The sequence below is a fragment of the Agrobacterium sp. Ap1 genome (assembly GCF_017313375.1).
In the GTDB taxonomy this organism is placed as follows: Bacteria; Pseudomonadota; Alphaproteobacteria; order Rhizobiales; family Rhizobiaceae; genus Neorhizobium; species Neorhizobium cellulosilyticum.
This window is the reverse complement of sequence record NZ_JAFLMY010000003.1, coordinates 50,381-63,943: the sequence shown is the minus strand read 5'-3', so window position 1 is coordinate 63,943 and position 13,563 is coordinate 50,381. Positions and strand designations below refer to the sequence as shown.

The 13,563-nt window shown below is 61.8% G+C and carries 13 protein-coding genes; 5 read left to right on the top strand and 8 right to left on the bottom strand.

All coding sequences use genetic code 11. The features are described from left to right. Positions 1 to 10 precede the first annotated feature (10 nt). Positions 11 to 1,528 (top strand): tripartite tricarboxylate transporter permease, encoded by a 1,518-nt coding sequence (locus tag JZX87_RS06500; protein ID WP_148146245.1) that lies wholly within the window; start codon positions 11 to 13, stop codon positions 1,526 to 1,528. Between the two features lie 177 nt (positions 1,529 to 1,705). Here JZX87_RS06500 and JZX87_RS06495 read toward each other — a convergent pair whose 3' ends face one another. From JZX87_RS06495 to JZX87_RS06460, 8 genes are all read right to left on the bottom strand, one after another. After that, a complete protein-coding gene (locus tag JZX87_RS06495) occupies positions 1,706 to 2,638 on the bottom strand; it encodes a glutaminase (RefSeq protein ID WP_206824696.1) in 933 nt (310 codons plus the stop codon). 62 nt (positions 2,639 to 2,700) lie between these two features. Further along, positions 2,701 to 3,213, bottom strand: a complete 513-nt coding sequence (locus JZX87_RS06490; RefSeq protein ID WP_206824695.1) for a MarR family winged helix-turn-helix transcriptional regulator — start codon at positions 3,211 to 3,213, stop codon at positions 2,701 to 2,703. Then, the gene (locus JZX87_RS06485; protein ID WP_206825105.1) at positions 3,210 to 3,896 is read right to left on the bottom strand and encodes an ABC transporter ATP-binding protein; all 687 of its coding nucleotides are present in this window, start codon (positions 3,894 to 3,896) and stop codon (positions 3,210 to 3,212) included. The genes JZX87_RS06490 and JZX87_RS06485 overlap by 4 nt, the downstream gene beginning before the upstream one ends. Beyond that, positions 3,893 to 4,642: an ABC transporter ATP-binding protein gene (locus JZX87_RS06480; protein WP_206824694.1), complete on the bottom strand. Its 750-nt coding sequence runs from the start codon at positions 4,640 to 4,642 to the stop codon at positions 3,893 to 3,895. Before JZX87_RS06480 ends, JZX87_RS06485 begins: the two co-directional genes overlap by 4 nt. Next, entirely contained in the window at positions 4,635 to 5,609 is a 975-nt protein-coding gene (locus JZX87_RS06475; protein ID WP_206824692.1) for a branched-chain amino acid ABC transporter permease, read from the bottom strand. Before JZX87_RS06475 ends, JZX87_RS06480 begins: the two co-directional genes overlap by 8 nt. A gap of 8 nt (positions 5,610 to 5,617) precedes the next feature. Continuing rightward, positions 5,618 to 6,541 (bottom strand): branched-chain amino acid ABC transporter permease, encoded by a 924-nt coding sequence (locus JZX87_RS06470; RefSeq protein WP_206824690.1) that lies wholly within the window; start codon positions 6,539 to 6,541, stop codon positions 5,618 to 5,620. A 9-nt stretch (positions 6,542 to 6,550) separates the two neighbouring features. Continuing rightward, positions 6,551 to 7,687, bottom strand: a complete 1,137-nt coding sequence (locus JZX87_RS06465) for an ABC transporter substrate-binding protein (protein ID WP_206824688.1) — start codon at positions 7,685 to 7,687, stop codon at positions 6,551 to 6,553. Positions 7,688 to 7,827: 140 nt separating this feature from the next. Further along, complete coding sequence (locus JZX87_RS06460) at positions 7,828 to 9,453, bottom strand: AMP-binding protein (RefSeq protein ID WP_206824687.1); 1,626 nt, start codon at positions 9,451 to 9,453, stop codon at positions 7,828 to 7,830. Between the two features lie 207 nt (positions 9,454 to 9,660). Between JZX87_RS06460 and JZX87_RS06455 the strand changes: the two genes are divergently transcribed. The 4 genes from JZX87_RS06455 (at position 9,661) to JZX87_RS06440 (ending at position 13,551) form a co-directional block, all read left to right on the top strand. Then, positions 9,661 to 10,485 (top strand): hormone-sensitive lipase, encoded by an 825-nt coding sequence (locus JZX87_RS06455; RefSeq protein WP_206824685.1) that lies wholly within the window; start codon positions 9,661 to 9,663, stop codon positions 10,483 to 10,485. Positions 10,486 to 10,608: 123 nt separating this feature from the next. Next, positions 10,609 to 11,508 carry a DMT family transporter gene (locus tag JZX87_RS06450; RefSeq protein WP_210349001.1) on the top strand — a complete coding sequence of 300 codons (900 nt, stop codon included), beginning with the start codon at positions 10,609 to 10,611 and terminating at the stop codon, positions 11,506 to 11,508. Positions 11,509 to 11,520: 12 nt separating this feature from the next. Beyond that, entirely contained in the window at positions 11,521 to 12,729 is a 1,209-nt protein-coding gene (locus JZX87_RS06445) for a TIGR03862 family flavoprotein (RefSeq protein ID WP_206824683.1), read from the top strand. A 105-nt stretch (positions 12,730 to 12,834) separates the two neighbouring features. Then, entirely contained in the window at positions 12,835 to 13,551 is a 717-nt protein-coding gene (locus JZX87_RS06440; protein ID WP_183823967.1) for a YoaK family protein, read from the top strand. The last annotated feature ends 12 nt before the right edge of the window (positions 13,552 to 13,563 follow it).

Here is a 13,563-nt window from a genome sequence, read left to right as displayed (position 1 = left end):
GAGTAAATCCATGAGCACATTCGAATTCCTCCTCCAGGGCCTGGCATCCGCCGCAGAGCCGATGAACCTGCTTTATGCGCTGATCGGCGTGACGCTCGGCACCATGGTCGGAGTGTTGCCGGGCATCGGGCCTGCGACCACCGTGGCGCTGCTTCTGCCCGTCACCTACCAGCTCGACGCCACCGGCTCGCTGATCATGTTTGCCGGCATCTATTACGGCGGCATGTATGGCGGCTCGACGACCTCGATCCTGTTGAACACGCCCGGCGAAAGCGCCTCGATCGTCACCGCTCTCGAAGGTAACAAGATGGCCCGTGCGGGCCGCGGCGGACCGGCGCTGGCGACAGCCGCCATCGGCTCCTTCGTTGCCGGCCTGATCGCGACGCTGGCGCTTGCCTTCATCGCGCCTTACATCGTCAAGCTGGCGCTGGTCTTCGGACCTCGCGAATATTTCGCGCTGATGGTGCTCGCCTTCGTTACCGTGTCGTCCGCCTTCGGCAATTCGACGTTGCGCGGCCTCACCTCGCTATTCATCGGCCTGGCGCTCTCGCTCGTCGGGATCGACCAGCTGACCGGCCAGAACCGCCTGTCCTTCGGCGTGCCGGACCTGCTCGACGGGATCGAAGTCACGACTATGGCTGTTGCGATGTTCGCGATCGGCGAAACCTTGTTCATCGCAGCCCAGGGCGCGCAGGCGCCCGACAAGGTGGAAGCGATCAAGGGTTCGGTCTGGATGACGGCATCGGACTGGGCGCGCTCGTGGAAAGCCTGGCTGCGCGGCACCGTGATCGGCTTCCCGATCGGCGCAATGCCGGCCGGCGGCGCTGAAATCGGCACGTTCCTCTCCTACGCGACGGAAAAGAAGCTTTCAAAGCACCCGGAAGAATTCGGCAATGGCGCAATCGAAGGCGTTGCCGGACCGGAAGCTGCAAACAACGCGTCAGCTGCCGGTACGCTCGTGCCGCTTCTGACACTCGGCCTGCCGACGTCTGCGACCGCTGCAATCATGCTTGCCGGCTTCCAGCAATACGGCCTGCAGCCCGGTCCGCTTCTTTTCGCGACCAATCCGCAGCTCGTCTGGGGCCTGATCGCTTCGCTTTTGATCGCCAACCTGATGCTTCTGGTTCTGAACCTGCCGCTGGTTGGAATGTGGGTGAAGCTGCTGACCATCCCGAAGCCCTGGCTTTATGCGGGCATTCTGGTGTTTGCGACGCTCGGCACGATCGGCGCCAACCCATCGGTGTTCGAACTCGGCATGCTGCTTCTCTTCGGCCTGATCGCTTACGTCATGCGCGTCTTCGATTATCCGATCGCGCCGGTCATCGTCGGCCTGATCCTCGGGCCGCTGGCGGAGCAGCAGCTGCGCCGTGCGCTGTCGATCAGCCAGGGTGACTTCACCGTGCTGTTCACCTCGCCGATCGCCGCCGTGCTGCTGCTGCTTGCTGCAACCGCACTGATCCTGCCGCTGGTGCTGCGCATGCGTGGCCGCGGCGACGTGCTGACCCAGATGGCGGCCAGCGAAGACTGACAAGTCCTCCCAGGACGAAAAAGCCCGGTACGTCGAGAAAGAGGTGCCGGGCTTTTTTATGTATGCCGTTCAGGATGCCGTCATCCTCGGGCTTGTCCCGAGGATCTGCAGACCTATCAGTTTTGGAAGCGTGGTTAGATCCTCGGCACAAGGCCGAGGATGACGGCGTTCGGTGTATCAGTGCCCGAACACCGACCAGCCGGTCCGATCCGCCAGCATTTCCAGCGCCAGAGACCCGACTAGCGAATTACCGTTGTGATTGAGCCCCGGCGACCAGACCGCGATCGAGGCGCGGCCCGGCGCGACCGCCATGATGCCGCCGCCGACGCCGCTTTTTCCCGGCAGGCCGACGCGATAGGCGAATTCGCCCGACCCGTCATAATGACCGCAGGTGAGCATCAGCGCGTTGATGCGCCTTGCCCGCTGCCTTGAGACGACCGTGTGGCCGGTCGTCGGATTGCGGCCGTTTGCCGCCAGAAACAGTCCGGCACGCGCAAGCTGGGTACAGGTCATGGCGATGGCGCAATGATGAAAATAGACGCCGAGCACATGTTCCACCGGGTGGCTGAGCTTACCGAAGGAGCGCATGAAATTGGCCAGCGCAAAATTGCGGTAACCGGTCGCCTCTTCCGATTTCGCCACAGCGGGGTCGATCGCGATCTCCTCGTCATCCGCCAGATAACGGACGAAACGCAGGATTTCGCCGATCGCCTCGCGCGGCGTGTGCCCGGCAAGCACGAGATCGCTGACGGCAATCGCGCCGGCATTGATGAAAGGATTGCGCGGCTTGCCTTCCTCCTGTTCCAGCTGGACGATGGAGTTGAAGGCCGAACCCGACGGTTCGCGGCCAACGCGGTTCCAGGTCGTTTCGCCGTGCTTGCCGAGTGCCAGCGTCAGCGTGAACACCTTCGACACGCTCTGGATCGAGAAGGCCTCGTTGCAATCGCCGGCGCTATGCACCTTGCCATCCACGGTGACGACCGCGATGCCGAATTTCTTCGGGTCGACATGGGCAAGCTGGGGGATATAGTCGGCCACCTTGCCTTCACCGAGCCGCTTCTGCAGGCTCGAATGGATGTCTTCAACGATCGCCTGCAGGTCGTCTTTCATTGCGGCTCCGGGAACAATGTTTTTGAAACACCTAGAGTGTTTTCGGGGCCGATGAAAAGCCCCTATTCGTCGGCGCTGCCGGAAAGGTGATTGCTGGCGGATGCCTTGACCGCGCCGATCTCGCTCCACAGCGAAGCGACCATGTCCGGCTCGACATCGGCCATGATGTCCTTCAACCAGCGTTCATGCGCTGCGGCCATGCCGGTGAAGAAATCGATGCCCGATGGCGTCAGCCTTGCGACGGTCACACGGCGGTCGGCATGCGGCGTGACGCGCTCGACATAACCATCTGCCTCCAGTCGCTCGACCAGACCCGTGACATTGCCATTGGTCACCATGGTGCGCTTCGACAGCTCGCCGAGCCGCAGGCCTTCCCGCTCGCGATAGAGTTGCGCCAGAAGGTCGAACTGCGGCAGCGTCGCGCCGAATTCGGCGCGCAGACGGCGACGGATCTCGTTGGTGATCAGCTTGGTGGTCGAGAGCATGCGCAGCCACAGCCGCGTCTCCGGCTTGTTGTTGCCGTGGGCGTCGTGAACGATAAGCTCGAGATCCGCGCTTGCCGCTTCCATTGTCATACTCCGAGATAGCGATCCTGGACCTCGGCTGACACTTCGCCGCTCGATCCCTGCCAGACGCTTCGCCCGTTTTCGAGGATGACGCAACGGTCCGCAACCGGCAAAAGCTCGGAAAGCGTCTTGTCCACCACGAGAATGGACAGGCCTTCCGCCTTCAGCTGCCTGATCGCCCGCCAGATATCCTGCCGGATAACCGGGGCAAGCCCCTCCGTCGCCTCGTCAAGGATCAGCAGACGCGGATTGGTCATCAGCGCACGGCCGATCGCCAGCATCTGCTGTTCTCCGCCCGAGAGCGATTTCGACATCTGCGCATGCCGCTCTTCCAGCCGCGGGAAAAGCGCATTGACCTTTGCGAGCGTCCACTCGCCCGGTCTCGCCGCCGCGACGAGGTTTTCATGGACGGAAAGATTGGGAAAGCAGCGCCGCCCTTCCGGTACAAGCCCTACACCAAGCCGCGCCACCTTATAGGGCGCCAGCCGCTCGGTGCCCTTGCCGTCGAAGAAGATCCGGCCGGTCTTCGGCGGCATCAGATTGCAGATCGATTTGATCGTCGTCGACTTGCCCATGCCGTTGCGGCCCATCAGCGCCACGACCTCGCCTTCATCGATACGGAATGCGACGCCGAAAAGTGCCTGGCTTGCGCCGTAATAGGTGGTGATATCCTGTACATCCAGAAGCATCAGGCATGATCTCCCAGATAGGCGGTGCGCACCGTCGGGTTGCTGCGGATTTCATCCACCGTGCCTGTGGCGATGACCTTGCCGTAGACGAGAACCGAAATCCGGTCCGCGAGTGCGAAGACCGCATCCATATCGTGTTCAACCAGCAGGATCGGTGCTTCCCGGCGCAGCGCATCGAGAAAGCCGGTCAGCCTCTTCGATCCTTCCGGCCCCATGCCGGCCATCGGCTCGTCGAGCAGAAAGGCCTTGGATTGCAGCGCAAGCGCCATGGCGATTTCCAGCTGGCGGCGTTCGCCATGGGAAAGTTCGGCGGCCGGAAGGCGCGCGCGGTCGGCGAGCCCTACCCGTTCGAGGATCGCCATGGCCGGGTCGACAAGCGAGCGATCCCGCATCACCGGCCTGAAGAAACCGAAGCTCGAACCCTGCTTCGCCTGTACGGCGAGCATGACATTCCTGAGCGCCGAAAATTCCGGGGCCAGAGACGAAACCTGAAAGGTTCGGCCGAGCCCTCTCTGCGCCCGCTCAGCCGTGCTCAGCGCGCCGATATCCTCGCCGGCAAAACGGATCGTGCCGCTATCCGGCCTCACCGTACCGCAGATCTGGTGGATCAGCGTCGACTTGCCGGCCCCGTTCGGGCCGATCAGCGCGTGGATTTCGCCCGGTCGAAGATCGATCGAAACACCGTCTGTGGCGCGCAAGGCACCGAATGCCTTGACGAGATTTTCTATCTGGAGAACCGGCTCAACCATGTTTCGCCTTTCCGGCCAGAAGACCAAGCAGGCCGCCTCGCGCAAACAGCACGACACCGAGAAGGATAAGGCCGAGGAAGAACTGCCAGCGTTCCGTCAGACCTCCGAGCGCGAATTCGAAGGCGACATAAAGGGCAGCGCCTGCAACTGGCCCGAACAGCCGCCCGGTGCCGCCAAGAATGATCAGCACGATCAGTTCGCCCGACATGTGCCAGGAGAGCATGGAGGGGCTGACGAAGCGGTTGAGATCGGCATAGAGCGCACCGGCAAGAGCAGTTATCATCGCCGAGATGACGAAGCCGGTCAGCCGGATACGATAGGGATGAATACCGACGGTCGCGACACGTGTCTCGTTCTGCCTTGCCGCCTGCAGGGCCGTGCCGAAACGCGAGGCGCGGATCAGGGCGAACAGTGCAATGCCGACGAGCAGCACGACATAACAGACGAGGAAGAAGCTCAGCGGCTTCATCGTATTTGCGCCGGGAAACTGGTTGCGCACCAGAATCGACAACCCGTCCTCGCCACCATAGGCCGGCCAGGAGATGGCGAAATAATAGACCATCTGGGCAAAGGCGAGCGTGATCATGATGAAGTAGACGCCTGAAGTTCGCAGGCTGATCGCCCCGATCGCCAGCGCCACGAGACCGGCCGCAATCACCGCGACAATCCAGATGACCGGCATCTGCACCGTGCCGGGGAGGCCAAACATCATCGGCTCGTAGGAGAGCGCATGACTGGACAGGATGCCCGCCGCATAACCGCCGATGCCGAAAAAGGCGGCGTGTCCGAAGGAGACGAGGCCACCGAGACCGAGTGCCAGATTAAGCCCCAGCGCTGCCAGCGCCAGAATGGCGATACGGGTGGCGAGCGTCACGTAAAAAGGCTGGCCGAATGCACTGGCCGCCAATGGAGCGACCAGCAGCAGAAGGGCAAGCACGAGATTGACGGTATTTTCGCGTGTCAGCATTTTTGCCCTCACGCATGCGCCGGCGGGAAAAGCCCGCGCGGCTTGACGGCCAGGATGACGGCCATGACGACATAGATCAGCATCGAGGCCATGGCCCCGCCGATCATGCCCGCCTGGGATGGATCGACGAACAAGGCTAGAAGCTGCGGCAGAAGGAAACGCCCAAGCGTATCGGTCACGCCGACCAGTAGCGCGCCGTAAAGCGCTCCCTTGATCGAGCCGATGCCGCCGATGACGATGACGACGAAGGCGAGGATCAGCACCGGCTCACCCATGCCGACCTGCACCGATTGCAGCGCGCCGACCAGCGCACCGGCAAGGCCTGCGAGCGCCGAACCGAGCGCGAAAACCAGCGTGTAGAGTGTGCGGATATCGACGCCGAGCGCGCCGATCATCTCACGGTCGCTTTCGCCGGCGCGAATGCGCATGCCGAGACGGGTTTTTCCGATCAGCAGATAAAGGCCGAGCGCGATCAGGGCGCCGACGGCGATGATCGCCAGACGGTAGACCGGATAGCTCGCGTCTCCCGGAAGAGTGACGACGCCCTGCAGAAGGGCCGGAATATCGAGATAGAGCGGGAAATCACCGAACAGCCAGCGGGTGCCTTCGGAAAAGATCAGGATCAACGCAAAGGTCGCCAGAACCTGATCGAGATGGTCGCGATCATAAAGCCTGCGAATGACGGCAAGCTCGACGATGGCGCCGGCCGCGGCCGCGCAGGCGAGGCTGGCAATCAGGCCGAGCCAGAACGAACCGGTCCAGGCAGCGACAGCGGCGCAGGCGAAAGCGCCGACCATGTAGAGAGAACCGTGAGCAAGGTTGATGAGGCCCATGACGCCGAAGATCAGCGTCAGCCCGGCAGCCATGAGAAACAACATGACGCCGAGCTGGATGCCGTTCAGCAACTGCTCGAGAGCAAGTGCAAGTGTCACATCAGATCCTTAGATCTTGCAGTCTTTGGCATAGGCATCACCGTGATCGGTGAAGATCTTTTCGACCGTCTTGTTGGTCAGAATGCCGTCCTTCTTCACCACTTCCGTCAGGTAGATGTCCTGGATCGGATGCTGGTTGGTGTTGAACTTGAAGTTTCCACGCGGCGACTTGATGTCGGCCTTCAGGAGTTCGTTGCGGAATGCATCGGCATCCTTGACGCTGGCCTTTCCGGCAGCCGACAGGATCAGCTGTGCCGCGTCATAGGCCTGCACGGCGTAGATGGACGGAAGGCGGTTATATTCCTTCTGGAAATCGGCAAGGAATTTCTTGCTGACATCCGTGTCGAAGTCAGGCGCCCACTGGCCCGATGCCTTGGCGCCGAGCGCCGCATCACCAATCGCGGGCAGAACGTCCTGGCTGAAGGAGAAGCCCGGACCCATGACCGGGATTTTCACCCCCGACTGGGCGAACTGCTTCATGAAGGAAATGCCCATGCCGCCCGGCAGAAAGACGAAGATGCCGTCGGCACCGGATGCGCGCATCTGGGCGATTTCGGCTGCATAATCCGTCTGGCCGACCTTTGTATAGACTTCGCCAGCAAGCTCGCCCTTGTAATAACGCTTGAAGCCGGTGAGCGAATCCTTGCCGGCCGGATAGTTCGGAGCGAGGATGAACATCTTCTTGTAGGTTTTGGCGGCGTATTCGCCCATTGCCTCATGAAGATTGTCGTTCTGGTAGGCGGCGTTGAAATAGAGCTTGTTGCAGCCCTGGCCGGCTAGTGCCGCAGGCGCCGCATTGGTCGAAACGTAGAACTTGCCTTGCGCCACCGCGCCCGGCACGACCGCCATCAGAAGGTTCGACCAGACGATGCCGGTCAGCACGTCGACCTGGTCGCTCTGGATCATCTTATCGGCGATCTGTACGGCAAGCTCGGGCTTCTGCGCGTCGTCCTCCGTGACGACGGTGATGTCCTTGTTGCCGGACTGCTTGATCGCCAGCATGAAGCCGTCGCGGGTATCGACGCCGAGACCTGCACCGCCACCCGAAAGCGTGGTGATCATGCCGATCTTGAGCGGCTCGGCCATCGCCAGACCCGATGCACCGAGGCTGAGCGCCATCGTGGCGGCTGCCAGCATTTTCTTCATTGCGGTACTCCCCTTTTTTGTCGTTCCCCTGTCCCGCGTGACGTGCATATTTGCCTATCGCCACGACGGAACCGTTACCTTCCACATTCACAAAAAAACGTCCACCTCCGGCAAGATGATTTCGCCGGTGGGAGCGTAATTTACGCCGAAAGAGCCTGCTTCAGACGGAAGCGCTGGATCTTGCCGGATTCGGTCTTCGGAAGCGTGTCGGTGAAGATGACCGAGCGCGGATATTTGTAAGGCGCGATCACCGCCTTCACATGTTCCTGCAGAAGCTTCGCCATAGCGTCGCATGGATCGGAACCGGCTACGAGCACCACATGCGCCTCGACGATCATGCCGCGATCCTCGTCCGGCACGCCGATCACCGCACACTCCTGCACCGCCTCGTGCTTCAACAGTGCCGCCTCCACTTCGGGACCGGCAATGTTGTAGCCGCCAGAGACGATCATGTCGTCGGAACGGGCGGCGAAATGAAAATAACCGTCCACGTCCTCTACGAACGTATCGCCGGTGACGTTCCAGCCGCCACGGACGAAGTTTTTCTGGCGGTCGTCGGCGAGATAGCGGCAGCCGATCGGGCCGCGCACGACGAGATGGCCGGGTGTGCCGCGCGGCACCTCGTTCAGATCGTCATCCACCACCATCGCCTGATAACCCATCAGCGGCTTGCCGGTGCTGGACGCTCGAAAGTCGTTCAGCCGGTTGGAGATGAAGATGTGCAGCATTTCTGTGCCGCCGATGCCGTCGAGGATCGGCGTGCCGGTCTTGCGCATCCACTCGTCGAAAACCGGCCCCGGCAAGGTTTCGCCGGCGGAGACCGCGATCCGGAGCGACGACAAATCCGCGCCGCTATCCATTGCCGAAAGCATGGCGCGATAGGCAGTCGGCGCGGTGAAACAGATGGTCGCCTTATGCGTCTCGATGATCTCGATGAGTTTCGGCGGCGATGCGTTTTCGAGAAGCGCAGCACTTGCGCCGAAACGCAGCGGGAAGACGGCCAGGCCGCCAAGCCCGAAGGTGAAGGCGAGTGGCGGCGAGCCGACGAAAACATCGTCCGGGCGAACGTTCAAGACTTCCCGCGCATAGGCATCGGCGATGATCAGGATATCGCGATGGAAATGCATCGTTGCCTTGGGCACGCCGGTGGAGCCGGAGGTAAAGCCGAGCAGCGCCACGTCGTCGCGGCCGGTTTTCACCGCCTCGAACTTCACCTGCTTGTTGAGTGCCGCACGGTCCAGTTCGGCATCGTGATTGGCGGTGCCGTCGAAGCCGATGACCTGCGTTAGGAAATCGCTTTCCTTGGCGGCAGCGACCAGTTCGTCCATCAGTCGCGTGTCGCACAGCGCCAGCGTCACTTCAGCCTTGTCGATGATCTTGGCCAGTTCGCCTGCGCGCAGCATCGGCATCGTATTGACGACGACGGCACCGGCCTTGGTCGCGGCCAGCCAGCAGGCGACCATGGCCGGATTGTTGGCCGAGCGGATCAAAATGCGGTTACCAGGCTTTACCCCGTAATCCTCGGTCAGCGCTCGCGCAATGCGGTTCGTCCAGTCGGTCAGTTCCTTGTAGGTGCGCTGCCGGCCATTGCCGATCAGCGCCGTGTGGTCGCCGAAACCGCGCTCGACCATACGGTCGGTTAGCTCGACGCCGGCATTCATCCATTCGGGGTATTGGAAGCCATCGAGCCTTATTTCCGGCCATTCTTCGATGGGCGGAAGGTTGTCGCGGGCATAGGTATCCTGATGGCCTGACGGTCCCAGCATAATCACGTTCCCATTATTCTTATCGATGTGGCTTTTTGCCTTTTGTCCAGAATTGCACCGAGTTCCGGGACTGGCAAGAGAGAAATTTTAAGTTTGTAATATTTTTCGGAAGCACCTGTTTTCGCGTCATTCTTTCCGATGAAAGGGCTGGTCAGAGGCCACCGATGCGGTATGTCTTGAGAGAAAGAAGCAGGTCAGGAGAGCCGCATGCGCCACAAGATCATCGACTGGGACGACGCCTATGCCAACGGCATCAACATTCCGCAGGGCGATCGCTGGCCGGATGCATGGGCGGAACCGGCGAAGACTTATCGCGAGCGCATGAGGGAAACCGGACAGTCGAAGCTCAACCTGAGCTACGGCGACAAGCCGCGCAACCGTTTCGATCTGTTCGTGCCGGCCGGTGATCCGATCGGCCTCGTCGTCTTCATCCATGGCGGCTTCTGGATCAGGCTCGACAACAGCTATTTCTCGCATCTGGCCCATGGCGCGGTGGAAACCGGTTATGCCGTGGCGGTGCCGACCTATACGCTCGCCCCGGAAAACCGCATTTCTCAGATCACACTGGAGATCGGAAAGGCAATCGAAGCCGCAGCAAATATCGTGTCCGGCCCTATCCGGTTGGCGGGGCATTCCGCCGGCGGGCATCTCGTCACCCGCATGGTCAGCGCCTCATCTCCCCTGCCGGAGGATATCCGCAAACGGATCGTCAATGTCGTATCGATCTCCGGCGTCCATGACCTGCGCCCGATCATCAACACGCAGATGAACGAAATGCAGCAGATCGATATCGAGGAAGCCTATCTCGAAAGTCCCGCGCTGCTCGAACCGCTCCCCCGCACCCGCGTCACCTGCTGGGTCGGCGCTGCGGAGCGCTCGGAATTCCTGCGTCAGAACGCACTTCTCGCCAATATCTGGAAGGGGCTGGGAGCCGAGACGGATTGCGTTGAGGAGCCGGACCGGCATCATTTCAACATTCTCGACGGACTTGCCGACCCGCATCACCCGCTGACGGAAGCACTGCTGACGTGAGAACCTCTACACGCCGGTCCGGTATGGTGCGTTTGCGGCATGGGAGTGCGCAAGCGGCGCTTGTGATGATTGGAAGCCGGGATTAACGTCCCGGTCTCTTTCATTCCTGCCGGGGCCACAATCATGTCCAGCGAAGACCGCCAGTATCGCCTCGGCGTGATCTATGTCGGCCTGTCGGCGCTGGCCTGGTCGTTGTCGGGCCTGTTCATGCGGGCGATCGAGACGGATCTTCCGACGATCATATTTCTGCGCGGGCTGGTCTCGGGCACGGCGACGCTGCTGTTCTTCTTCTATCTGGAACGGGACCGCGCCTGGCCGATCCTGAAGGCAATTCGCTGGCCGACGATCCTCGCCACCCTGTTTTCCGCCGGCAGCATGATTTCCGGCCTCGGCTCCATCTACTACACCTCGGTTGCCGATGCGATGGTCATCTATGCGACCGTGCCCTTCGTCACCGCCGGCGTCGCCTTCCTGGTGATCGGCGAAAAGGCCAGCCGCTCGACGCTGATCGCCAGTACTCTCGCCTTCGCCGGCGTCGCCGTCATGCTGACGGATGCCGGCGGTGGCGGATCTATGCTCGGCAAGGGACTGGCGGGCATCATGACGCTCACGGTCGCAGCACTTGCCGTCATCATGCGCCAGCACCGTGATGTGCCGATGCTGCCGGCCATGGCGTTTTCCGCCTATCTCTGCTCAGCCGTCACCTTCTGGTTCGCCAGCCCCGGCACCGCCACCGGGCAGGATATGACGCTGATCTTCCTGTTCGGCATCATGCAGAACGCGCTTGGCCTCATTCTCTACACGTTTGGTGCACGCCGCATTCCGGCGGCGGATGCCAGCCTCATCATTGCGCTGGAAGTGCCCCTCACGCCGCTTTGGGTGTGGATGTTCATGGCCGAAATACCACCACAGGCCACTCTGATCGGCGGCCCCATTGTGCTTGTCGCGCTCTTCGGGCACATCTTCGTCGAATTTAGACGCAGCCGCGGGCCACTTCCCGCAGCACCACAGCAAAGCCTCTGACTGACTGAGCCCATGACCAAGACAATCGCAATCATCGGCGGCGGCCCGGCCGGGCTTGCGGCGGCGGAACAGCTTTCCGCGGCTGGTCTTGCCGTGACTGTCTACGACGCGATGCCGACCTTCGCGCGCAAATTCCTGCTGGCCGGCAAGTCCGGGCTGAACATCACCCATTCGGAGGATTTTGCTCGTTTTGCCGAACGTTTCGGCCAAGCCTCGCCTCGCCTGCGCCCGGCGCTCGATGCGTTTACGCCGGATGATGTGCGCCGATGGGCGGCGGAGCTCGGCACGGAAACATTCGTCGGCACATCCGGCCGGGTTTTCCCGACGGTGATGAAAGCCTCTCCGCTGCTGCGCGCATGGCTGAAGCGGCTGGAAACACAGGGTGTCACACTCAAGACCCGGCACCGTTGGACCGGCTTTGATGCAGACGGATATCGCTTCGCGACACCGGATGGCGAAGTCACCATCCGGCCCGACGCCACGCTTCTGGCCCTCGGTGGCGCGAGCTGGCCGCGGCTTGGCCCAGACGCCGCCTGGGTGCCGTGGCTGAAGGATCAGGGCATAGCCGTTCGCGAACTGCAGCCGGCCAATTGCGGCTTCGATGTCGGCTGGAGCGAAATCTTCGTCAAGCGCTTCGCCGGGGCACCGCTTAAATCTGTCTCCACCACATCTGATGCCGGCACCAATCCGGGCGAATTCGTCATCTCGAAACACGGGATTGAGGGCAGTCTCGTCTATGCCCATTCGGCCGCACTGCGCGACCGGGTTCTGCGTGACGGGAAGGCCACGCTTACCGTCGATCTGATGCCGGGCCGAACGCAGGATCGCCTCGCCCGCGATCTTGCCAGACAGGATGCCAAGGCGAGCTTTTCCAACCGGCTGCGCAAAGGGGCGGGGCTGGATGGCGTGAAGGCCGCATTGCTGCGCGAACTATCCGCGAATGCCAATCGCCTGGCGCCGGAACAACTCGCCGAGTTAATCAAGGCATTGCCGATCCCGGTTTTGCGCCCCCGCCCGATTGCCGAGGCAATCTCGTCGGCTGGCGGTATTGCCTGGAGCGACATCGACGAGCGCTACATGCTGAAATCCCGCCCCGGATTGTTCGCAACCGGTGAAATGATCGACTGGGAAGCGCCGACCGGCGGATATCTTCTGACAGCCTGCCTTGCCACCGGGCGGGCGGCCGCACGCGGCATCCGGGACTGGCTGTCGGACAGTTAGTTTGGGCAGGACTGCGACCCTTTCTGCCGCTATTGTCATGGATCAATGCCGTGAAGCCGTTTTGCGGCAGATTGCCCGGAAATACACCCCAACCACGCTCGTCAGATGACACGCCAGAGACGTCGACACATCATCCGCAAACGGCGGACCACAACCGGTTTGGCGCTTGTGGCTGCGGTTTCCTTCATTGCCGGCATGACAGATGCGATCGGCCTCATCCTCTCCGGCGATTTCGTCTCCTTCATGAGCGGCAACACAACGCGCGCGGCAATATCCGTTGCCGATGGCGATTACACTCACGCACTGACCCTGTTCGGCGCGATATGGGTCTTCATTCTTGGCAATGCGCTCGGCATCGTGCTTGCCCACCGTGTCTCGGCGCGGCGCGCCTTCGTGGTGCTGTCGACCGTGGCAATCCTGCTTGCAGGCGCCTCGGTACTGCCGGCGGATTACCTGCGCGTGCAATTCTATTTGGTCGTGCTGTCCATGGGTCTGATCAACGCGACCGTTGAACAGATCGAAGGCCTGCCGATCGGGCTGACCTACATTACCGGGGCATTGTCCCGCTTCGGCCGTGGCATAGGGCGATGGATGATCGGCGATCGCAATCCGCGCGGCTGGCTGATCCAGACCGTGCCATGGACCGGCATGGCGGCAGGCGCCGTGACCGGAGCCTTCATCACCCATTCAATGGGCAAGGATGCTCTGTCTATCGTCGCCATGCTGACCATCGTCGTCGCACTTGCCACAAGGGCGCTGCCACGCCCGCTTCACCTGCATTTCCAGCAGCCTATCGTTCACCGCCGCCGCGACGCACTGTAAACTGCCCGCGAA

Excerpts from the sequence above, each read along its gene's own strand:
- JZX87_RS06500 (WP_148146245.1), top strand. The coding sequence starts at position 11 with ATGAGCACATTCGAATTCCTCCTCCAGGGCCTGGCATCCGCCGCAGAG.
- JZX87_RS06495 (WP_206824696.1), bottom strand. The coding sequence starts at position 2,638 with ATGAAAGACGACCTGCAGGCGATCGTTGAAGACATCCATTCGAGCCTG.
- JZX87_RS06490 (WP_206824695.1), bottom strand. The coding sequence starts at position 3,213 with ATGACAATGGAAGCGGCAAGCGCGGATCTCGAGCTTATCGTTCACGAC.
- JZX87_RS06480 (WP_206824694.1), bottom strand. The coding sequence starts at position 4,642 with ATGGTTGAGCCGGTTCTCCAGATAGAAAATCTCGTCAAGGCATTCGGT.
- JZX87_RS06475 (WP_206824692.1), bottom strand. The coding sequence starts at position 5,609 with ATGCTGACACGCGAAAATACCGTCAATCTCGTGCTTGCCCTTCTGCTG.
- JZX87_RS06465 (WP_206824688.1), bottom strand. The coding sequence starts at position 7,687 with ATGAAGAAAATGCTGGCAGCCGCCACGATGGCGCTCAGCCTCGGTGCA.
- JZX87_RS06460 (WP_206824687.1), bottom strand. The coding sequence starts at position 9,453 with ATGCTGGGACCGTCAGGCCATCAGGATACCTATGCCCGCGACAACCTT.
- JZX87_RS06455 (WP_206824685.1), top strand. The coding sequence starts at position 9,661 with ATGCGCCACAAGATCATCGACTGGGACGACGCCTATGCCAACGGCATC.
- JZX87_RS06450 (WP_210349001.1), top strand. The coding sequence starts at position 10,609 with ATGTCCAGCGAAGACCGCCAGTATCGCCTCGGCGTGATCTATGTCGGC.
- JZX87_RS06445 (WP_206824683.1), top strand. The coding sequence starts at position 11,521 with ATGACCAAGACAATCGCAATCATCGGCGGCGGCCCGGCCGGGCTTGCG.
- JZX87_RS06440 (WP_183823967.1), top strand. The coding sequence starts at position 12,835 with ATGACACGCCAGAGACGTCGACACATCATCCGCAAACGGCGGACCACA.